At 72.3% G+C, this 20,232-nt stretch carries 15 protein-coding genes; 5 read left to right on the forward strand and 10 right to left on the reverse strand.

The features are described from left to right. Window positions 1-127: 127 nt before the first annotated feature. Window positions 128-1,912, reverse strand: coding sequence for a glyoxylate carboligase (gcl, locus tag ACWD35_RS00525; protein WP_451348901.1), 1,785 nt, complete (start codon window positions 1,910-1,912; stop codon window positions 128-130). A gap of 260 nt (window positions 1,913-2,172) precedes the next feature. Here gcl and ACWD35_RS00530 point away from each other — a divergent pair, with 260 nt between their 5' ends. Beyond that, complete coding sequence (locus tag ACWD35_RS00530; protein WP_451348902.1) at window positions 2,173-2,934, forward strand: hypothetical protein; 762 nt, start codon at window positions 2,173-2,175, stop codon at window positions 2,932-2,934. Between the two features lie 78 nt (window positions 2,935-3,012). Here the strand turns inward: ACWD35_RS00530 and ACWD35_RS00535 are convergent, their stop codons facing one another. Further along, a complete protein-coding gene (locus ACWD35_RS00535; RefSeq protein WP_451349306.1) occupies window positions 3,013-4,605 on the reverse strand; it encodes an AMP-binding protein in 1,593 nt (530 codons plus the stop codon). Between the two features lie 11 nt (window positions 4,606-4,616). After that, the gene (locus ACWD35_RS00540) at window positions 4,617-6,290 is read right to left on the reverse strand and encodes an AMP-binding protein (protein ID WP_451348903.1); all 1,674 of its coding nucleotides are present in this window, start codon (window positions 6,288-6,290) and stop codon (window positions 4,617-4,619) included. A gap of 175 nt (window positions 6,291-6,465) precedes the next feature. On the opposite strand from ACWD35_RS00540, the gene ACWD35_RS00545 reads away from it, so the two are divergent. The 3 genes from ACWD35_RS00545 to ACWD35_RS00555 all read left to right on the forward strand — a co-directional run bounded on the left by ACWD35_RS00545 (window position 6,466) and on the right by ACWD35_RS00555 (window position 11,315). Beyond that, complete coding sequence (locus ACWD35_RS00545; protein ID WP_451348904.1) at window positions 6,466-7,305, forward strand: response regulator transcription factor; 840 nt, start codon at window positions 6,466-6,468, stop codon at window positions 7,303-7,305. Window positions 7,306-7,496: 191 nt separating this feature from the next. Further along, window positions 7,497-10,316 carry an AAA family ATPase gene (locus ACWD35_RS00550; protein WP_451348905.1) on the forward strand — a complete coding sequence of 940 codons (2,820 nt, stop codon included), beginning with the start codon at window positions 7,497-7,499 and terminating at the stop codon, window positions 10,314-10,316. 207 nt (window positions 10,317-10,523) lie between these two features. Next, window positions 10,524-11,315: a S1 family peptidase gene (locus ACWD35_RS00555; RefSeq protein ID WP_451348906.1), complete on the forward strand. Its 792-nt coding sequence runs from the start codon at window positions 10,524-10,526 to the stop codon at window positions 11,313-11,315. A 125-nt stretch (window positions 11,316-11,440) separates the two neighbouring features. On the opposite strand, the gene dmpI is transcribed toward ACWD35_RS00555, so the two are convergent. The 3 genes from dmpI to ACWD35_RS00570 all read right to left on the reverse strand — a co-directional run bounded on the left by dmpI (window position 11,441) and on the right by ACWD35_RS00570 (window position 13,779). After that, the gene (gene dmpI, locus ACWD35_RS00560) at window positions 11,441-11,683 is read right to left on the reverse strand and encodes a 4-oxalocrotonate tautomerase DmpI (RefSeq protein ID WP_451348907.1); all 243 of its coding nucleotides are present in this window, start codon (window positions 11,681-11,683) and stop codon (window positions 11,441-11,443) included. Window positions 11,684-11,728: 45 nt separating this feature from the next. Continuing rightward, entirely contained in the window at window positions 11,729-12,604 is an 876-nt protein-coding gene (locus ACWD35_RS00565) for a LysR substrate-binding domain-containing protein (protein WP_451348908.1), read from the reverse strand. Window positions 12,605-12,669: 65 nt separating this feature from the next. Beyond that, the gene (locus ACWD35_RS00570) at window positions 12,670-13,779 is read right to left on the reverse strand and encodes a winged helix DNA-binding domain-containing protein (RefSeq protein ID WP_451348909.1); all 1,110 of its coding nucleotides are present in this window, start codon (window positions 13,777-13,779) and stop codon (window positions 12,670-12,672) included. 166 nt (window positions 13,780-13,945) lie between these two features. Between ACWD35_RS00570 and ACWD35_RS00575 the strand changes: the two genes are divergently transcribed. Then, window positions 13,946-15,142: a magnesium and cobalt transport protein CorA gene (locus ACWD35_RS00575; RefSeq protein ID WP_451348910.1), complete on the forward strand. Its 1,197-nt coding sequence runs from the start codon at window positions 13,946-13,948 to the stop codon at window positions 15,140-15,142. Here the strand turns inward: ACWD35_RS00575 and ACWD35_RS00580 are convergent. The 4 genes from ACWD35_RS00580 to ACWD35_RS00595 all read right to left on the reverse strand — a co-directional run bounded on the left by ACWD35_RS00580 (window position 15,120) and on the right by ACWD35_RS00595 (window position 20,197). Continuing rightward, window positions 15,120-16,115, reverse strand: coding sequence for a 1-aminocyclopropane-1-carboxylate deaminase/D-cysteine desulfhydrase (locus tag ACWD35_RS00580; RefSeq protein WP_451348911.1), 996 nt, complete (start codon window positions 16,113-16,115; stop codon window positions 15,120-15,122). The two genes, ACWD35_RS00575 and ACWD35_RS00580, sit on opposite strands and share 23 nt — an antisense overlap. Before the next feature lie 211 nt (window positions 16,116-16,326). Next, window positions 16,327-17,568 carry an extracellular solute-binding protein gene (locus tag ACWD35_RS00585; protein ID WP_451348912.1) on the reverse strand — a complete coding sequence of 414 codons (1,242 nt, stop codon included), beginning with the start codon at window positions 17,566-17,568 and terminating at the stop codon, window positions 16,327-16,329. 71 nt (window positions 17,569-17,639) lie between these two features. Continuing rightward, window positions 17,640-18,665 carry a hypothetical protein gene (locus tag ACWD35_RS00590; protein WP_451348913.1) on the reverse strand — a complete coding sequence of 342 codons (1,026 nt, stop codon included), beginning with the start codon at window positions 18,663-18,665 and terminating at the stop codon, window positions 17,640-17,642. Continuing rightward, entirely contained in the window at window positions 18,662-20,197 is a 1,536-nt protein-coding gene (locus ACWD35_RS00595) for a VWA domain-containing protein (protein ID WP_451348914.1), read from the reverse strand. Before ACWD35_RS00595 ends, ACWD35_RS00590 begins: the two co-directional genes overlap by 4 nt. Window positions 20,198-20,232: the final 35 nt, after the last annotated feature.

Below are 20,232 nucleotides of genomic sequence, written 5' to 3' on the forward strand. Positions count from 1 at the left end.
ACGGGGGCGGCGGGCCCCGCGCAACACAGCTCTGCCCGTGGTGCCGGGCATGCGAGAGGGGCGGCCCGTCCCGTCGGACGGACCGCCCCTCGCGGCTGTCGTACGCGTCAGACCCGCGTCGTGGGCGTCAGACCTTCAGCGTCCTGATCGCCGTCGGCGCGTGGCCGGGCTCGGTGGCGAGCTCCTCGAACTCGACCACGTTGCTGATGTCGTTGGTGCCGGACATCGAGATGTTGGTGACCCGCTCCAGGATCGCCTCGACCACGACCGGGACCTGGAACTCGGCCGCGAGCTTCTTGGCCTCCTCCAGGGCGACACCGAGCTCGTTCGGGTCGGTGACGCGGATCGCCTTGCAGCCCAGGCCCTCCGCGACCTTCACGTGGTCGACGCCGTAGACGCCCAGCTCGGGCGAGTTGATGTTCTCGAACTCCAGCTTGACCTGGAAGTCGATGTCGAACGCCCGCTGCGCCTGGCGGATCAGGCCCAGGTAGGAGTTGTTCACCAGGACGTGGACGTAGGGGATCTTGTGCTGGGCACCGACGGCCAGTTCCTCGATCATGAACTGGAAGTCGTAGTCGCCGGAGAGGGCGACGACGGCCGCCTCCGGGTCGGCCTTCGCCACACCCAGCGCGGCCGGGACGGTCCACCCGAGCGGGCCCGCCTGGCCGCAGTTGATCCAGTGCCGCGGCTTGAAGACGTGCAGCATCTGCGCGCCGGCGATCTGGGAGAGGCCGATCGTGGAGACGTACCGGGTCTCCGGGCCGAAGGCCTTGTTCATCTCCTCGTACACGCGCTGCGGCTTGATCGGGATGTCGTCGAAGTGCGTACGGCGCTGGAGGGAGGCCTTCTTCTCCTGCGCCGAGGCCGCCCAGGCGCCGCGGTCGGGCAGTTTGCCGGCCGCCTTCAGCTCCTTCGCGACCTCGACGAACAGCTCCAGCGCGGCCTTCGCGTCGGAGGCGATGCCGTAGTCCGGGGCGAAGATCTTGCCGATCTGGGTGGGCTCGACGTCGACGTGGACGAACTTCCGGCCGGCGGTGTAGACGTCCAGCTTGCCGGTGTGGCGGTTGGCCCAGCGGTTGCCGATGCCGAGGACGAAGTCGGACTCCAGGAAGGTCGCGTTGCCGTAGCGGTGCGAGGTCTGCAGGCCGACCATGCCGGCGTTCAGCTCGTGGTCGTCCGGGATGACGCCCCAGCCCATCAGGGTCGGGACGACCGGGGTGCCGGTCAGCTCGGCGAACTCGACGAGGAGGTCGGCGGCGTCGGCGTTGATGACACCGCCGCCCGCGACGATCAGGGGGCGCTCGGACTCGTTGAGCAGGCCGATCGCCTTCTCGATCTGGGCGCGGGTCGCGGCGGGCTTGTAGACCGGCAGCGGCTCGTACGTCTCCGGGTCGAACTCGATCTCGGTGAGCTGCACGTCGATCGGCAGGTCGATGAGGACCGGGCCGGGGCGGCCGGAGCGCATCAGGTGGAAGGCCTGCTGGAAGACGCCGGGGACCTGGGCGGCCTCCAGGACGGTGACCGCCATTTTGGTGACCGGCTTGGCGATCGAGGCGATGTCGACGGCCTGGAAGTCCTCCTTGTGGATCACGGCGGTCGGGGCCTGGCCCGTGATGCACAGGATCGGGATGGAGTCACCGATGGCCGAGTACAGGCCGGTGATCATGTCGGTGCCGGCGGGGCCGGAGGTGCCGATGCAGACACCGATGTTGCCGGCGTGGGTACGGGTGTAGCCCTCGGCCATGTGGGAGGCGCCCTCGACATGGCGGGCGAGGGTGTGCGTGATGCCGCCGGAGGCCTTGAGGGCCGCGTAGAACGGGTTGATGGCCGCGCCCGGCACACCGAAGGCGTCGGTGACGCCCTCGCGCTTGAGGATCTCAACTGCCGCGCGGGCAGCGGTCATACGAGCCATTGAGTACTCCTGCTTCGGCTGTCGGATGCGTACTCCCGTCGCGCCCCGCGGTGAGCACAGTCTCCAGTGTTCGATGTCCAGCAATTTCCGCAATGCGGAACTTAACTTCTACTATCTGAAATCAATCTAGGGGGATGGGCGAACGGCGTCAAGAGTGGGCAAGTTCCGGACAGACGGGGCGCGGCAGGAGGACGATGGGATGCCGCCGCCCGGTGCGGCGGCCCGACGCCACAGTTGTGACGCGACGCCTTGGAGTGGCCATGCCCGAGAGCGTGCCGGTGCGCTGTCCGGCCTGCCGGCGCGAGCACGTCTACCTCGCGCCGGCGTATCCGTGCGTCTGCGGCACCCCCGCCGGCCCACGGCTGGATCCGGCCACCGGCCCGGCCGTAGGGGCACACCGGTCCTGGGAGGACGAGTGGGTCACCGTGCCCTGCGCCTCCTGCGGACGCGTCAACCAGTGGCCCCACCCCGAGCTGGGCTGCCCCTGCGGCACGGCGCTGCGCCTCGCGGTCATCGCCCCGACCTCACCGAGGACGAAGCCGGAGCCGGACCGGTCGGCGACACCGGACGCCGCGGGGGACGTCCCCGGCAACCCTCCCGGCTTCCAGCCGCACCCCGTCCGCACCGCGCGGGACGCCGTCACCGCTGCCGTGCTCTACCTCGGGTGGCTCGGCTACCGCGACGTCCGGCGGGCCGACCAACGGCCTCCCAGCGGCATCGGGCTCGCCGCGCGCGGACTGCTCGCGCAGGTCGATCCGACCGTGCGCCCGGCCTCGCCGCGGGACGTGGAGTGCCTGTGGCTGACGGCGATGACGGAGTCCGCGGACTGTGTGTACTTCTCCCTCGGGGGTTACACCGACGAGGCCCGCGCCCGCGCCTTTGCGCTGGGCATCGCGCTGTTCGTCCTCGCCCCCACAGGCACCCCGCAGCCGGTGAACGAGGCCGCCCGCACCCTGCACGCGACGGGCGCGGGCACGAGCCGGCCGGGAGCCCCCACCCGCGACGGGCGGACGATCACCTGACGGCTCCCCGGCCCCGGGCCGATATGAAAAGGTTCCGGTGCCGAGCGCGACCCCCGTCCGTGCTCGGCACCGGAAGACTCACACCCCGTACCGCTCCCGCAGCTCGATCTTGCGCACCTTTCCGGACACGGTCATCGGGAAGGCGTCGAGGATCTGCAGGCGGCTGGGGATCTTGTAGTGCGCGAGCCTGCCGCGGCAGTAGCCGCGCAGCTCGTCCAGGGTGAGCGGGTCGGCCGGGTCGTGCGGGATGACGCAGGCCAGGACCTCCTCGCCGTACGTCTCGTGCGGCACCCCGACCACCTGGACGTCCCTGATCTTCGGGTGGGCGTAGAGGAACTCCTCGATCTCGCGCGGGTAGACGTTCTCCCCGCCCCGGATGATCATGTCCTTGATCCGGCCGACGATCTCGACGTACCCGTCCTCCCGCATCACCGCGAGGTCCCCGGTGTGCATCCAGCGCCCCGCGTCCACGGCCTCGGCGGTCTTCTCGGGCTCGTTCCAGTAGCCGAGCATCACGCTGTAGCCACGGGTGCACAACTCGCCGGCCGTGTCCCGCGGTTGGGTCACCCCCGTGGCCGGGTCGACGATCTTGACCTCGAGGTGGGGCAGCACACGGCCGACGGTTCCGGTGCGGTGCTCCAGGTCGTCGTCCATGCGGGTCTGCAGGGAGACCGGGGAGGTCTCGGTCATGCCGTAGCAGATGGACACCTGCTCCATGTGCATCTCGGCCACCACCCGCTTCATCACCTCCGCCGGGCAGGGCGAGCCCGCCATGATGCCGGTGCGCAGCGTGGAGAGGTCGTACGTCGCGAACTCGGGGAGGTTCAGCTCCGCGATGAACATGGTCGGGACGCCGTACAGGGAGGTGCACCGCTCCTGCTGGACCGCCTCCAGCGTGGCCTTCGGGTCGAAGGACGGCGCCGGGATGACCATGCAGGCACCGTGCGAGGTCGCCGCCAGGTTGCCCATCACCATGCCGAAGCAGTGGTAGAAGGGCACCGGGATGCAGACCCGGTCCTGCTCGGTGTAGGCGATCGACTCCCCGACGAAATAACCGTTGTTGAGGATGTTGTGGTGGGAGAGCGTGGCGCCCTTCGGGAAGCCGGTCGTGCCCGAGGTGTACTGGATGTTGATGGGGTCGTCGCAGGACAGCTGCTCGTACGGGGCGTCCCCGGTCCCGCGCGCCAGCAGCGCCGCCCAGCCCGGGTCGCCGATGTACACGACCTCGCGCAACTCGTGGCAGTTGCCGCGCACTTCGTCGACCATGGCTCGGTAGTCGCTCGTCTTGTGACTCAGCGAGGCGAACAGGAGGGAGATTCCGGCCTGGTTGAGAACGTACTCGACCTCGTGGGTGCGGTAGGCCGGGTTGATGTTGACCATGATCGCGCCGATGCGGGCGGTGGCGTACTGCACCAGGACCCACTCCGGGCAGTTGATCGCCCAGATGCCCACCCGGTCGCCCTTGGTGACGCCACTGGCGACCAGCGCCTGCGCCAACTCCTCGACGTCCGCGGCGAACTGGGCGTACGTCCAGCGCCGCCCGGAGGGGACGTCGACCAGGGCCTCGCGGTCGGGCCAGGCCGCCACGGCCCGGTCGAGGTTGGCACCGATGGTGTCGCCGAGCAGCGCGGTGGTGCCCGTCCCGTGCGTGTACGACAGCTGTGCGGTCACCCGTTCCTGCGTCACCGGAAGTCCTCCTCGCGGTACTCGTCCGCGGAGCCCGCGGCCGTCGCCTCGCGCAGTTCGATCCGGCGGATCTTGCCGGAGACGGTCTTGGGCAGCGCGCCGAACTCCAGCCTGCGGACGCGCTTGTAGGGCGCGAGCACCTCGCGGGAGTGCTCGAAGATGACCTTCGCGGTGTCCGGGCCGGGCTCCCAGCCCTCGGCGAGGACGACGTACGCCTTGGGCACGGCCAGCCGCAGCTCGTCCGGTGCGGGCACGACGGCCGCCTCGGCCACCGCCTCGTGCTCCAGCAGCGCGCTCTCCAGCTCGAACGGACTGATCTTGTAGTCCGAGGCCTTGAAGACGTCGTCGGCGCGGCCGACGTAGGTCAGGTATCCGTCCTCGTCGCGGGAGGCGATGTCGCCGGTGCGGTAGTAGCCGCCGGCCATGGCCTCGGCCGTGCGGTCGGGGTCGCCGTGATAGCCGGTCATGACGCCGACGGGGCGCTCGGACAGGTCGAGGGCGATCTCGCCCTCGGTGGCGCCGGGGGCTCCGGAGACCGGGTCCAGCAGCTCCACCCGGAAGCCGGGGCTGGGCCGGCCCATCGAGCCGGTCTTCAGCTGCTGGCCGGGGCTGTTGGAGACCTGCACGGCGGTCTCGGTCTGCCCGAAGCCGTCCCGGATGGTGACGCCCCAGGCCCGCCGGACCTGCTCGATGACCTCGGGGTTGAGCGGTTCGCCGGCGGCGACGGCCTCGCGGGGCGGGGTGGCGAGCTGGCCGAGGTCGGCCTGGATGAGCATGCGCCACACGGTCGGCGGGGCGCAGAAGGTGGTCACCCCGGCCCGGTCCATCTCGGCCATCAGGCGGGCCGCGTCGAACCGTGTGTAGTTGAAGATGAAGACGGTCGCCTCCGCGTTCCACGGGGCGAACAGGTTGGACCAGGCGTGCTTGGCCCAGCCGGGCGAGGAGATGTTCAGGTGCACGTCGCCGGGCTTGAGGCCGATCCAGTACATGGTGGACAGGTGGCCCACCGGGTACGAGGTGTGGGTGTGCTCGACCAGCTTGGGCCGGGCGGTCGTCCCGGAGGTGAAGTACAGCATCAGCGGGTCGTCGGCGAGGGTCGGGCCGTCGGGGGCGAACTCGGCGGGCGCCGCGTACGCGTCCTCGTACGCCTCCCAGTCCTGCTCCGGCGTTCCGCCGACCGCGATGCGGGTGTAGGCGCCGGGCACGTCGGCGAACTTGGCCGCGTCCTCGGCCCGGACGATCACGTGCTTGACCCGGCCCCGCTCGACGCGGTCCGTGAGGTCGGCGGAGCCGAGCAGTGGGGTGGCCGGGATGACGACGGCGCGCAGTTTCATCGCGGCCAGCGCGGTCTCCCACAGCTCGGCCTGGTTGCCGAGCATGACGAGGATGCGGTCCTCGGCGGCGACGCCCCGCGCGCGCAGGTGGTTCGCGACCCGGTTCGAGCGCTCCGCCAGCTCCGCGAAGGTCAGCCGGGTCTCGGTGCCGTCCTCCTCGACGATGTGCAGGGCGGTCCGGTCGTTGCCGGCGGCGATCGAATCGAACCAGTCCAGCGCCCAGTTGAACCGCTCGGGGCGTGGCCAGGAGAAGCCGTCGTAGGCGGTGGCGTAGTCCTCGCGGTGTTCCAGCAGGAAGTCCCGGGCGCTGCGGAACAGTTCCGTGGCCGTCGTCATCGGTCGTCCTCCTCCTTCTTCGGGCCGTCCGCCGGCGGGGCGCGCCCCGACCGCGCCCTTTCGGCTCACTGCCCTGATCCCGACCATTGCCGGGCGGCTCTCTGGCATCGTCTAATCCGTGATACAGGTCTCACTACCCCCGAACGGGGGTGGACCGCGCCGAAGGAGCGATGAGTTGGCAGCAGAGACCGTGGCGGCGTCGGAGATACGCGGTGCGCTCGCCCGGCTGCGACGCGCCACCGGACTGCCCGTCGCGTTCGGCGGGCTGGTCGAGTACGGCCGGGAGCGGATCCGGATCAGCGAACTGAGCGGCAACCACACCACCTCCCTCAGCTCGCTCGCCGTGTCCTCCGGCAACGGGCTCGGCGGCAAGGCGGTGGCGCTGGCCCGGCCGTGCGCGGTGACGGACTACTCCAGTGCCCGGCACATCAGCCACGAGTACGACGTGCCGGTGGCCGCCGAGGGCATCCGCTCGGTGGTCGCGGTGCCGGTGGTGGTGCGGCGCCGGGTGCGCGGGGTGCTCTACGGCGCGCTGCGCACCGCCCAGCCGCTCGGCGACCGGACACTGGGCGCCACGGTGGCGGCGGCGCGGGACGTGGAACAGGCGCTGGTACTGCGGGACGAGGCGCGGGAGCTGCTGGCGGCGGCCCGGCCGGAGCCCGCCGACGTGGCCCGTAGCGGGGGCGCGGCCTGGGAGCAGGTGCGCGAGGCGCACGCGGCGCTGCGCTCGCTCGCGCCCCGGATCACCGACCCGCAGCTGCGGGCCGAACTGCTCGCCGCGTGCGGGCTGCTGGCCGAAACGACCCCGGCCCGGGCCGGTACGACTCTGGCCCCGCGGGAGCTGGACGTGCTGTCCTGGGTGGCGGCGGGCGTGACCAACGCGGGGGTGGCCGAGCGGCTGGGGCTGCGTCCGGAGACGGTCAAGGGGTATCTGCGTTCGGCGATGCGGAAGCTGGGCGCCCACACGCGAGGGGAGGCGGTGACCGCGGCCCGCAGGGCGGGGCTGCTGCCGTGAGGTCCTGGTGCCCTGGACGGGGCCTGCCGTCGCGGCGGTGGCGCGGCCGTAAGGAAACCTTTCCATTCATGCAGCGACGCTTTGAATTTCCCTATGCTTGTCCGTTTGTTATTTCCCTCACCACGGCTTCCGTCCGAATTCCAGGGATCGTTGCCTAGAATTTGGCCCGGACACGACACAGGAGGGGAGCGGTGACCGTGCGACGGGACTTCCAGGAGCCTGCCCGATGCCGCACCGACCTGGTCATCGGCCGCGAGGAGCTGTTCGCCACCGCCCGGGAACAGCTCGCCGCCGGGGGCAGTGTGCTCCTCCACGGCCCCGCCGGAATAGGGAAATCGACCGTCCTGCGGGCATTGGCCGAGGAATACGGCGCCACCGCGCGCACCGTGTTGCGCTGCTCGGCCACGGAGTCCGAATCCCACCTCCCCTTCCTCGCCCTCGCCGACCTCCTCGGGCTCGTCCTCGACGACGTCTCGCCCCGGCTGCCCGCCGCCCAGCGCACCGCCCTGGAGTCGGCCCTCACCGGCCGCGGCGAGTCCAGTCTCCAGCGCGACGGCCTCGCGCTGCGCCTCGCGGTGCTCTCCGCACTGCGCGCGCTCGCCGCGCGCGGCCCGGTCCTGGTCGTCGCCGACGATCTGCAGTGGCTCGATCCGGCCAGCGCCGAACTCCTCGGCTTCGCCGCCCGCCGCCTGGAGGGCACCGCGGTGCAACTGCTGTGCGCGGTACGGACGGAGGGCCAGAACAGCCAGGAGTACGACCGGCAGCTGCGCGCCTGTCCGCCGGACACGGTCGCCGTACGGCTCGGCGCGCTCAGCCACGCCCAGGTCGCCCGGCTGCTCGACCACCGCGGCCACGGCGGCCTGCCACGCTCCACGGTCCGCGAGATCCACCGCACCAGCGGCGGCAACCCGCTCTTCGCCCTGGAGCTGGGCCGCGCCCTCGCCGACAGCCCCACCCCGCCCCGTCCCGGCGAGCCGCTGCCGGTGCCGACCTCGCTGCGCGCCCTGGTGCTCAGCCGCCTGGACATGCTGTCCGTCGGGGCCCGCCGCACCCTGCTGGTGGCCAGCGCCGGCGCCCGCCCCACCACGGCACTGCTGCACGCGGCCGGCCGGGAGAACGCCGAGGCCGAGTGCGCCCAGGCCGCCGAACTCGGACTGCTCGCCACCGAGCCGGACGACCCGGCCGTACGCTTCGCGCACCCGTTGATCTCCGCCGCGCTGTACGCGGAGGCCCCGGCGCAGGAGCGGCGGGCCGCGCACGCCGCGCTGTCCACCGCGGCCTCCGACCCGATCGAGCGGGCCCGGCACCTGGCGCTGGCCAGCACCGGCACCGACCCGGACGTGGCCGCCCGGCTCGCCGAGGCCGCCGCGCTCGCCCGGGACCGGGGTGCGCCCTCGGTCGCCGCCCACCTGGGGCTGCTCGCCGCCCGGCACACCCCGGCCGACAGCACGCCGAGCCCGGAGGAGCGGCGGCTGCAGGCCGCCGAGGACGCGATCACCGCGGGCGAGATCGATCTGGCCCGGGACATCGCCCGGGAGGTGCTGACCCGGGCGGCCGTGCCCGCCGACCGGGTGCGGGCCTGGATCATCGTCATCGACACCGCCGGCCACACCATGGCGGAGGTCGACGCCGCCTTCCCGCAGGCCCTCGCCGACGCCGGGGACGACCCCCGGCTGCTGGCGCTGGTCCACTACCAGCTGGCCTGGCGGGCGCTGATCGTGCAGGGCGACTTCACCGAGGCCCGCGAGGCCGCCGCGCACGCGGCCGAGCTGGCCGGCCGCGGCGCCGACCGGCGCACCGAGCTGCTCGCCCTCGCCTTCCAGGCGCAGACCGAGACCCTGATGGGCCACCCCGAGGCCCCCCGGACCATCCAGCGCGCCCTGAAGGAGCCCCAGGACCCGCAGGTGGCCTGTCATCACAACGGCGCGGGCAGCGCCCGGTTCCGCTGGCTCGTCATGGGCGACCAGCTGGCCGAGGCGCGCATCGCCGTCACCGGGCTGCTGCGCGAGGTGCGCAGACGCGGCTCGGTGGAGAGCGAGGTGCACTTCCTGCGCGGCCTCGCCGAGACGGAGCTGCACGCCGGGCACTGCGGGCGCGCCCTCGACCTGGCCGGCGAGAGCCTGAAGCTGGCCCGGGACTCGGGGATCGGCGAGACCGCCTCGGCCATGATCAGCTCGCTGGCGGAGGCCTCCGGCGGGGACCTGGACCGGGCCCTCGCGCTCGCCCGGGAGGCGGTGCAGCACGCCGAGGAGGACGGCGACCAGATGTACGTGTCGCGGGCCCTGGGCGCCCTCGGGTACGCCCAGCTGGTCGCCGGGGATCCGGCGGGCGCCGTCCGCTCGCTGCGCCGTGTGCGCCGGCTGGAGCTGGCCCTCGGCATCACCGACCCGGCGCGGGGCCGCTGGCAGGGCGACCTCGCCGAGGCACTGGTCCGGATCGGTGAACCGGCCGAGGCGCAGGACGTCCTCGACGTCAGCCGCGAACACGCCCTGCGGCTCGGCCGGGACAGCGTCCTCGCCGTCCTCGACCGGTCCGAGGCCCTGGTGCGCGCGGCCCAGGGCGACCGGGACGCCGCCATCGCCCAGCTGACGTCCGCTCAGGACCGGCTCGGCAAGCTCGGCTACGGCCTGGAGGAGGCGCGGGCCGCGTTCGCGCTGGCCCGGCTGCGCGGCCGGCGACTGGGGCCGTCGGCGTTCGACGAGGCCGCCCGGATGTTCCGCCGCTGCCGGGCGCTGCCGTGGCTGCGCCAGGTGGAGGAAGCCCGCACCGCGCCCGAGCCGGAACCGGCCCCGGCCGCACCGGACACCCTGGACGCGCTGGAGGGGCTGGCCGCGATGGAGCGTCAGGTCGCGGCGCTGGTCATGGAGGGTGCCACCAACCGGGAGATAGCCGCCCGGCTGTTCGTCAGTGTGAAGACGGTGGAGGCGACCCTGACCCGGGTCTACCGCAAGCTGGGGATCCGGTCGCGGGTCGACATCGTCCGATTGGCGGCAGGTCGCCGCGCGAACTGAGTACGCGGCCGGTTAACTGAACGGGACCGAGGGTTTTCCCTCACCCCAACCCCCTAGGGGGTTCCCTCATTGGGAGCCGGGGGTTCCGGGTCCTAGCGTAAAGGGCGTGCCGCTCGCCCGGGCACACGGGTTAGGTCCCCGTGACCTCCCGTGCAGTACCCCCCACCCCGTGCGATCCCCCACCGGCATCCCCCACTGAGGAGACTCATGTTCGGGCCCAGACGTCTCAGACAGACCGCCGCGACCCTGGTGGCCACCGCCGCCGCCGCGGCGACCGCGCTCATCGCCGCACCCACCGCGATGGCCGCTCCTCAGCCGATCGTCGGCGGTACGACCACCACGACGACCGCCTACCCGTTCGTCATGCAGATCACCGACGCGTCCGGCAGCCAGTTCTGCGGCGGCACGCTGGTAGCCGCCAAGAAGGTCGTGACGGCGGCGCACTGCATGGTGGGCGAGACGAAGAGCAGAATCCGGGTGGTCGGCGGCCGGACCTATCTGAACGGCACCGACGGCACGGTGAGCAAGGTCAGCAAGATCTGGGTGAACCCGGCCTACACCGACGCCACCACCGGCAACGACGTGGCCGTACTGACCCTGTCGACGGCGATGCCGTACAGCCCGGCGTCGTACGTCTCCTCCTCCCAGACGGGCGTGTACGCGGCCGGCACCACGGCCCGGATCCTCGGCTGGGGCACGACTTCGGAGAACGGCAGCTCCTCCAACCAGCTGCGGACCGCGACCGTGCCGGTCGTGTCCGACACCAGCTGCCGTTCCTCCTACGGTTCGGACTTCGTCCAGTCCGACATGGTCTGCGCCGGATACACATCCGGCGGCGTAGACACCTGCCAGGGCGACAGCGGCGGTCCCCTGATCATCGGGGGCGTCCTGGCAGGGATCACTTCCTGGGGCGAGGGGTGCGCGGAGGCGGGTTACCCGGGTATCTACACCCGGCTGGCCACCTTCTCGGACCTGGTGACCAAGCAGGTCAACTCGTGACCCGGAAGTCTTCCCGAGTACCCCTCGGGTAACGGCCAGGGGGGCGTTGCGAGCTACCACGAGCGGCCCGCAACGCCTCCCTATCCAATGTTTCTACGGCTGTGTGCCGCGGTGGCGTCCTACGGCTACTTGTCGGCCGTGAGCTTTCCGGCGGCACCCCAGCTGTCCGCCGGGACCTCGTGGATCCACACCTGCACGGTCTCCGCCGGAATCTTGTAGGCGTCGACGAAGGCGTCGGTGACGCGCTTGACGAGGTCCCGCTTGAGTTCGACGTCGCGCGGGCCCTGCTGGATGGTGACGATCGGCATGGCTGACTCCCTTGTGCGGGGCGGTGGTTGCCGCCCGTGTTCGCGTTGCACCCAGTCCATCGCCTGCCGGTCCGCCGACCAAGAAGCAGCCCGCGACCGCTGCAATCAGCTTTCGTGATCGCCGCAGGCCAGCGAGGCCTGGACCAGGTGCTCCAGGTGCGGGCCGGGGTCGGCGGAGCGGACGGCGAGGCCCGTCGGCAGAGCCAGGCCGGGGGCACGGAAGGGGACGTAGGCCACCCGTGGGGTGTGGAGCACGCGCGCGTGGGAGGCGTAGACGACCGTCCAGAGCGGCCGGGCACCGATGGTGGCGAGGGTGTCCTGGAGGGAGCCGCCGACCGGTCCCGGCAGCGGCTCGAACCCGGCTGTGTGACAGGCCCCGACGACCAGGTCCACCAGGGCGGGGTTGTTCCGGCGCGGGGTGAGGGCCAGGGGCAGGCCGGCGAGGTCGGCGAGGTCGAGCTCCGCGCGGGCCGCGAGAGGGTGCGCGGCAGGCAGGGCGGCGACCAGCGGATCGGGCCACAGGGGCAGCACCCGTACGCCGGGCGGAGGTTCGGCCGCCCGGACGAAGGCCGCGTCCAGCCGGCCCGCCGCGACCCGGGCCAGCCGTTCGCCCACCGGCAGGGAGAACAGCTCGACCGGCACGTCCGGCGCCCGCTCGGCGAACGCGGCGAGCACCCGGTCCAGGTGGCTGCCGAGCCCCGTGCTGGTGCCGACGCGCAGCCCGGCGGGCGCCGCCACACAGGCCCGTGCCTTCTCCGCCGCCGCGAGCACGGCCCGCGCCTCGGGCAGCAGCCGCTCCCCCGCCGCGGTCAGCCGCACCCGGCGCGGCGAGCGGTCGAACAGAACGGCGCCCAGCTCCCGCTCCAGCCGCTGTATCTGCTGGCTGACCGCCGACTGCACGATGTGCAGCCGGTCGGCCGCCCGCCCGAAGTGCAACTCCTCGGCGACGGCGACGAAATAGCTGAGCTGCCGCAGTTCCATGGCCCCGACTGTAGAGCGTGCGGGAGGGGCCGGGTTCACCTCTCAGCGACTCACCTCTCGGCGACTCATCTCTCGGCGACCGTGCCGAAGCGGATGTCCCACGCCTCCCCCGGGTGCAGCACGGACAGCATCCGCGCCGCTTCCGCGGTGACCTCATCGCGCCGGCCCCGGGTGAGCTTGTCGAAGGGCTCGATGACGAGGGTGGCGCCGTCCGGCTTCCACAGGCCGGCGAGGAAACCGTCGACCAGGAAGGTGCGATAGGCCTGGTTGACCTGCCAGTTGCGGCCCCAGTAGGCGGGCGGTACGACGCGAGTGCGGTCGGCGTGGGAGAGGAGGAGGTTGTCGTACTCGGGCAGGAAGCGGGGCGGGGCCGGGGTGTCCGGGTGGGGGCGCGGGGCGTCGGGCAGGTCGAAGAGTTCGACGCCCTGGGGGTCGCGGAAGGTGAGCAACTGGGGGCGCAGGCGCTCGAAGGCGTCCTTGAGCCGGGTGAGTCCGGCCCAGGTCTGCATGTCCTTGACGGAGGCCGGGCCGAAGGCGGCGAGGTAGCGCAGGACCACGGCGTCCGGCGCCGGGGCCTGATCGGCGGGCCGGCCCAGCCACTGCTCGGCGGTGGTGAGGGCGACCTGGCCGCTCTGGCCCCACAGGCCGCGCGGGGTGACCTGGACCAGGGGCAGCGTGCAGCGGGCGGCGGTGCCGAGCGCCTGCGGGTCGGCGTCCGGCCACTCGGCGGCGAGCGCCGCGCGCAGCTGGGCCGGGGTCCGCGGCTGGGCCTCGACCAGCTCCCGGGCGACCGCGGCGAGCCGCCCGAGGTCGACACCGGTCAGCCCCTTGCGGAAGGCGGCCAGTTCGCGCTCCCGGGCGGGCTGCACGAACGGGCGCAGGGCGAGGCAGTCGTCGGCGGTGTGGGTGTGGATGGTGGAGCGCAGGGTGACGATCCGGACGGCCTCGCGGGCGGCCATGGGCGCGGACAGGTCCTCGGGGGTGAAGCCGTCGAGGCGGGCGGCGAGGGCGTGGTACGGCGGCTTGACGTTCTGCGCCTGGAGGCCGAGCAGATGGCGTACGGCGTCCAGGGCGGTCAGCGGGGAGCGGCGCAGCAGGAGCTGGCGCTCCAGGGTGGCGCGGTTGAGGGCGCGGGTGTCCAGGAGGGGCGCCTTGGCTGCGCTGCTCTTCGTCATGCCCGCACGCTAATCCGGCTTGCGGACACCTTCTGTCCGCAACTCTCACCGAACGCCGCACGGCTTGAGAACGCCCTGGCGCGCGGGCCGCCGTTATCCTGCTCGTACCCGCTGCGTGATCACGCCGTACGCAGGCTCGTACGCAGGCCCGACGGAGAGGCAGCCGATGGCCGAGCGACTCAACGGCAGTAACGGCGGCCGGTCCGAGAACAAGAACGGCGGCCGGTCGAACGGCAGGAACGGCGGCCGGAAGTCCGTCTGGCGCCGTGCCCCCGCCCCGCCGCAGCCGCCCGCCGACGAGAACCCCGCCACCGAGCCCCGTCCGGCGCAGCCGGCCGAGCCGGTGAGCGTCGTCCAGGCCGCGCTCTACCGCGACGGCGTCCGTGTCGCCACCCCCGCCACGCTCGCCGAGACCTACCGCGAGCTGCGCGAACATCCCGCGGGCATGGCGTGGATCGGCCTCGCCCGCCCCACCGCGGACGAACTCCTCTCCCTGGCCGCCGAGTTCGATCTGCATCCGCTCGCTGTCGAGGACGCGATGGAGGCGCACCAGCGGCCCAAGCTGGAGCGCTACGGCGACACGCTGTTCGTCGTGCTGCGCGCCGCCCGCTACCTCGACGCGCCGGAGGAGGTCGAGTTCGGCGAACTGCACGTGTTCGTCGGCCCCGACTTCGTCATCACGGTCCGGCACGGCGCGGCCCCCGACCTGACCGCGGTCCGCCGGCGCATGGAGGACTCCACCGAACTGCTCAGACTCGGCCCGGAAGCGGTCCTGTACGCCATCCTCGACGCGGTCGTCGACGGCTACGCACCCGTCGTCACCGGAGTCCAGAACGACATCGACGAGATCGAGACGGAGGTGTTCCGCGGCGATCCCGAGGTCTCCCGCCGGATCTACGAACTCTCCCGCGAAATGGTCGAGTTCCAGCGCGCCACCCGCCCGCTCGTGGGCATGCTGCACGGCCTGATGGCCGGCTTCGCCAAGTACGAGACCGACGAGGAACTCCAGCGCTACCTCCGCGACGTCGCCGACCACGTCACCCACATCAGCGAACGCGTCGACGGCTTCCGCCAGGCCCTCACCGAGATCCTCACCGTCAACGCCACCCTGGTCACCCAGCAGCAGAACGCGGAGATGCGCGCGCTGGCGGAGGCAGGCTTCGAACAGAACGAGGAGGTCAAGAAGATCTCGTCCTGGGCGGCCATCCTGTTCGCCCCGACCCTGGTCGGCACGATCTACGGCATGAACTTCCACAACATGCCCGAACTGCACTGGGGTTTGGGCTATCCGTTCGCGATCCTGCTGATGGCTGTGGTGTGTACGAGCCTGTACGTGATCTTCAAGAAGCGGGACTGGCTGTAGGCGACTTCCTCGGGCCGTAGGTGTTCAGGAACAGCACCGGACCGTCCAGGTCGGTTGTCAGCGCGGCGGCGAACGCCTTCGCGGTGTACACGGGATCCAGCTGCAATCCGGCGGCCTCGGCCATACCCGCAGCGGCGGCGGCTTCGGGCGTCGGGTGGCCGTAACCGGCACCCAGGTAGTCACGGGTCGACGCGAGACGCAACGGCGGAATGTCGAATACCGCTCCGCGCTTGCGCAGGACCGTCGCGCCCCGGTCGGCGAGCCGGGTCAGATCGCTCGCGGCGAGCGGCAACGTGTCGTTGACCACCACCCCGAACACCTGCGATCCCAACCCGGCCAGCGCGCAGCCCAGTGCCAGACCCGCGGCGGTCCCGCCCGAGCCCACGGCGGTCACGATGTGCCGCGGCTCCGGCAGTTCGCCCGCCGTCACCTGTTCCCCGAGTTCCAGTCCCGCCTCGACGTAGCCGAGCACGCCGATCGGCGCGGAGCCGCCGGCGGGCAGGTAGTACGGAAGCCGCACTCCGCGCGCGTGGCGCAGGAACAGCCACGGTGCGGCGGCGATCGTCAACAGTTTGCTGCGGGTGAAGTGCATGGTCGCGCCGGACAGCCGCAACCTGCGCTGCTGCTCGCACACATGCTCGTCCTCGGGCTGGTCGATAAGCGCGAGGACGGTGTCGATGCCGAGTTCACGCGCGTACAGCGTTGCCGCCAGACCCCAGTTCGTCCCGGTCGCGCCGACGGTCAGAACGGTGCGCGCCCCGCGCCGCCGCACCTCGGGCAGGAGCCATTCCAACTTGCGTACCTTGTTGCCGCCCCAGCCGCCGGAGCCGTATCCGCTCTCGTCCTTGCACCACAGGTCGTTCCGGGTGGTCCCGGTGAGCTCTCGCACCGGCGTCGGACCGTCCCCGAGCCGGAGGAAGGGCAGCGCTCGCTCGAGCGCGGGATGGCGCCTGTGCAGGAGCGGCGTGGTCATACCTCTCCCAGCACGCGATGGACATAATCGTTCGCGAACCGCCCGTCGGGGTCGAGCCGCCGGCGCACGGCCGCGAAGTTGTCCCATTCGCGCGGCACGCCATATGTCCGGATCCTGTTCGGCATTGACCTCGACCGTCGCGCCGTCGGCGGTGCGCCCCGCCCACGACGCCGCCTCCGGTTGCGCAGGGAGGAGCCCTTCCTCCGGCCCGTCACCCCGAGGCCGGCTTGCCGTCGCACACCGACTGGAGCCAGGTCAGGTCCTTGGCCCGGCTCAGGGAGTCCAGGTTCTTCAGCAGGCCGTTCAGGTGGTCGGGGTGGGCGAGGAAGTCGAGGACCGCCTCGGCGAAGGCGTCGCGGACCGTGGGTGGCATGGCGTCGGAGGCGTCGAAGCAGTGGACGGCGTCTTTGTCGAGGAGGGTGTCGGACAGGGAGCGGTGCCAGGGGGACTCGGGCGCGGTCTTTTCGGTGCCGGTGCGCTTGCGCTGGGCCGAGGTCGCGACGGAGAAGCCGGTCTCCCCGGCGTTCCAGGCCCGTTGGGCGTCGGCGGAGGCGAGGTAGCTGATCAGCTTCTTGGCCTGCGGGGTGGCGTTGATCAGGGCGACCAGGTCGCCCGAGACCTCCCAGGCGTTGTCGACGGTGGTGCCGTCGATCAGCCGGAACGAGTGCTCGTACCGGCCGTCGACCTGCTGCCAGCGCGGCTGGTGACGGACGTACGACGCCTGGTGCTCCAGCGTGCACCCGGGTGGGAACGGACTCTTGTATTCGCTCTTCAGGATCGGCAGGACGTTCTCTCCGCCGGCGTCGACCATCTTCCCCCAGGTCTTCCAGGCCACCTTCATCGGCGTCGACTGCCAGATGTTCTGCTCCCCGCGCGCCCACCGCTCATAGAAGTCCGGGCCGTTCTGCTGGAGGACGATGTCCTCGATCCAGTCGGTGCCGGGCCAGCCGCTGGTGGCGCCGGATCCCATGCCGAGGCACCACTTGCCGGGCTGCTTCGCGTCCGTTCGGCGCTGCTGTTCGCTCATGTCCCCCGGGTACCAGACGATGCTCTTCAGGTCGGCCTTGAGCGGGAACCAGTACAGGTGCCCGTTCAGCGGCGTCGCCCAGGACGCGCTGAACTCGTCGCGCGGGACGAGGCGTTCGAGAGGCTGCAGAACCTTCTGGTCCTTCTGCCCGGCGTAGGCGGCCAGTTCGCCGGGGCCGGTCAGCACCACGATGTCGGGCGGGGTGCCCGCCTCCACGTCGGCGCCGAGGACCTCGCTCTCGGCGGAGCTGCCCTGGTAGTCGACGTGGATGTGGTACTTGCGCTCGAAGGGTTCGATGACCGCCTCCTTGAAGTTCCCCTCCTCGGTTCCCTCCCAGTTGGCCAGCAGGGTGACGGTCGGCTCCTGCCGGAGGGCGCGTACGCCGAGCGCGACGGCCGTCGCCAGCACGGCCAGGCAGATCCCCATCACGGTGAGGGTGCGCGCGTGGCGGCGCCAAAAGGTCGGGGCGGCCGGCTCAGGGCCGCTGCGCGGGGCGCTCACCGGGGCCTGAACCGGTAGTCGTTGATGTGCTTCCAGAGTCCCGTCCGGGCCAGCGCCATGAGCAGGAGTCCTCCTATCACGATCCACACCGTGGCCGCCGCGTGGAAGCCGGTGTCCGCCAGGTACGAGGCGGTATGGCGCCCCGCTGCGCGAATGTCCTGCTGCCCGGTCAGCGGTTGGTCGAGCGCGCTGCGCGTGTGCGCCATCCCCCGGTGGGTCCAGACCGTGAACGCCACCAGGATCGTGCATCCGACCGTCAGCAGGAGCCCGGCGGACAGGATGGGGATGTTGTACCTGCGCCGGAAGCGGCGGCGCAGGAAGAGCTGGGTCTCCGCCAGGGCCGCAACGAGGGCGAGGGCCAGCAGCGCGGTCGCGCTCCAGCCGAGCCACAGCAGCGGGCCGAACGAGGTCTGGCGTCGCACCGCGGCCCGCTGCTTGGACCGCAGGTCCGTCAGCCGGGCCTGGACCCCGGAGTCGGATGCCCCGAGGACGCTGCTCGCGTAACTGAGGTACGCCTCCCGCAACACGCGGTCGTCGGCGTGCAGTTGGGCCTGCTGGACCATGCCGGTGTAGACGGTGATCAGCCCGGTGATCGTCTGCACGGCCTGCCGTCCGGCCGCTCCGCCGGCGCCGTCCGCCGCCGCGGCGGCGAGGCTCTCGTGCGCGACCGCGATCTGCTTGCGGAACTCTCTGGTCGACGTCGTCGCCCTGGCTTCCCTCCCGGCCTCGGCGAGCGCGAACCGTGCGGTGTCGAGGGCGAGTACGGCCGGCGCGCTGGAGGTGCGCAGCGGGCGTGCGTCGCCGTGCACGCCGTCGTAGGAGAGGAGCAGTGACAGGGTCAGCAGGACGGACAGGGCGAGCAGCAGCCGGTGCCGTACGGCGAGGTCGTGCGCGGTGGTGCTGCCCTCCTCGGGCGGGCGCCGCCGTACGCCCGGCAGGCGGCCGAGGAGCCGCGGCCACGCGGCCCGTGCGCGGCGGTCGGCCGGAGGGGCGCCCGTCTCGACGTGCGTCCGGACGCTCATGAGGACGGCTCCCTCAGCAGCCGCCCGCAGCCGCCCTCGCAGTACACGGAGTCGGCCGGGCCGAGCCACCCGCAGTCCGGGCACTCGATGAGGTCGCCCGCCGCGGCCGGGGCGGGGTCACCGGCGCGGGCGCCGGCCGGTGCGGCCGGGGCGGGCCGGGCAGCGGCCGGCTGGTGCGGGGTGGTCATGGCGCTGGACAGGATCAGGTGCTGCCAGTCGACGTCCTGGAGGTCGGCCCGGATCCGGCCGGTGCCCGGCCCGCCCTCGATCCGGCGCAGCGCGCCCAGCAGGTGGGCGTCGCCGAGGTCGGCGGCGAGCGTCAGCGCCCGCGCCAGCTCCCGGTCGGCCGCCGCTCCCTCCGTGCGCAGCCAGGCCCGGTACGCCCGCGCCACGGCGGCGCTCGCCTGCTGGTACTGCTCGTGCCTGCGGACCCCGGGATGCTGCCGGGAGGCGTCGAGCGGATTGGCGGTCCAGCGCACCAGGACGGGCTTCGGGGCGGGCAGCCGTACCGGCCGCTGGAAGTCGGGTACGACGACCTCCACGGCGGCGAGCTGGAGGTCCTCGCCGATCGCGCGACCGGGCGGGTCGGCGGCGAGGATCACCTGGTACTGCCGGACCTCGTCGCTCCAGGCGCGGGTGACGTACTCCGTGCCGCGCCCGCCGTCGGCCGCGGTGGTGGCGAGAAGGTCGTGCTCCATCGGCACCACCTGCTTCATCCGGCGGATCACCGTGCCGGGTGTGGGGGTGAGCCGGATGCGCAGTTCGGGGATGGTGGTGCCGACCATTCCGTGCACCAACTCCTCGTAGGCCGCAGTCAGTTCGGCTTCCTCGCGGACCGCGCCGGCCCGGCCGTGCAGCCGCCGGGCGATGCGTTTGAGCAGTTCGGCGTCCCAGTCGTCGCCGATGCCCCAGGCGTCGCAGACGAACCGGTCCTGGCACGCGTCGAGGGCGCGGTCCAGGGTCATGTCGGCCCGGTGGTCGTGCTCGTTGCGCCCGTCGGTGAGCAGCAGGACGTGTTTGACGGGGGCGGACTGCTCGCTCAGCAGCCGCCGGGCCAGGTCCAGCCAGGTACCGATGGCGGTGCCGCCGTCCGCGTCCAGGATCCGTACGGCCCGCTCGGCGGCGGCGCGTTCGGCGGGTCCGGCGACGGCCATCTCCGCGCCGCCGGGTCCGGGGTGGACGACGGTGGCGTCGAACCGCCCGGAGAGCACGGCGAAGGCGGTGCCCTCGGGCAGCAGCCGGACGGCCGCGACGGTGGCGTCCTTGGCGGCGTGCAGTTTCGCCGCGGGGTGGAGCATCGAGCGGGAGGTGTCGACGATCAGCACCTCGGCGAGGGCGGATCCGGCTCCGCTCGCGGGTGCGGCGGCGGTCTCCGCGCCGCCGCCGCTGACGCCGGTCTCCCCGCCTCTGACGCCGATCTCCAGGATGGCGTGCATCTCGCGGTCGCGGGGCTGTCCGGCCGCGGTCGGCAGGGCGGGCAGCTCCTTCTGCTGGCCGACCACGAGGGTCACCTCGATCGGTCGGTCCGTCACTGCGGCTCCCTCGCACGGCTCGTCATCGGTTCTGC

The organism is Streptomyces sp. NPDC002671, assembly GCF_053592475.1.

Coding starts and splice junctions, on each gene's coding strand:
- ACWD35_RS00570 (WP_451348909.1), bottom strand. CDS start 13,779: ATGACGAAGAGCAGCGCAGCCAAGGCGCCCCTCCTGGACACCCGCGCC.
- gcl (WP_451348901.1), bottom strand. CDS start 1,912: ATGGCTCGTATGACCGCTGCCCGCGCGGCAGTTGAGATCCTCAAGCGC.
- ACWD35_RS00575 (WP_451348910.1), top strand. CDS start 13,946: ATGGCCGAGCGACTCAACGGCAGTAACGGCGGCCGGTCCGAGAACAAG.
- ACWD35_RS00580 (WP_451348911.1), bottom strand. CDS start 16,115: ATGACCACGCCGCTCCTGCACAGGCGCCATCCCGCGCTCGAGCGAGCG.
- dmpI (WP_451348907.1), bottom strand. CDS start 11,683: ATGGACTGGGTGCAACGCGAACACGGGCGGCAACCACCGCCCCGCACA.
- ACWD35_RS00590 (WP_451348913.1), bottom strand. CDS start 18,665: ATGAGCGTCCGGACGCACGTCGAGACGGGCGCCCCTCCGGCCGACCGC.
- ACWD35_RS00530 (WP_451348902.1), top strand. CDS start 2,173: ATGCCCGAGAGCGTGCCGGTGCGCTGTCCGGCCTGCCGGCGCGAGCAC.
- ACWD35_RS00585 (WP_451348912.1), bottom strand. CDS start 17,568: ATGGGGATCTGCCTGGCCGTGCTGGCGACGGCCGTCGCGCTCGGCGTA.
- ACWD35_RS00555 (WP_451348906.1), top strand. CDS start 10,524: ATGTTCGGGCCCAGACGTCTCAGACAGACCGCCGCGACCCTGGTGGCC.
- ACWD35_RS00540 (WP_451348903.1), bottom strand. CDS start 6,290: ATGACGACGGCCACGGAACTGTTCCGCAGCGCCCGGGACTTCCTGCTG.
- ACWD35_RS00565 (WP_451348908.1), bottom strand. CDS start 12,604: ATGGAACTGCGGCAGCTCAGCTATTTCGTCGCCGTCGCCGAGGAGTTG.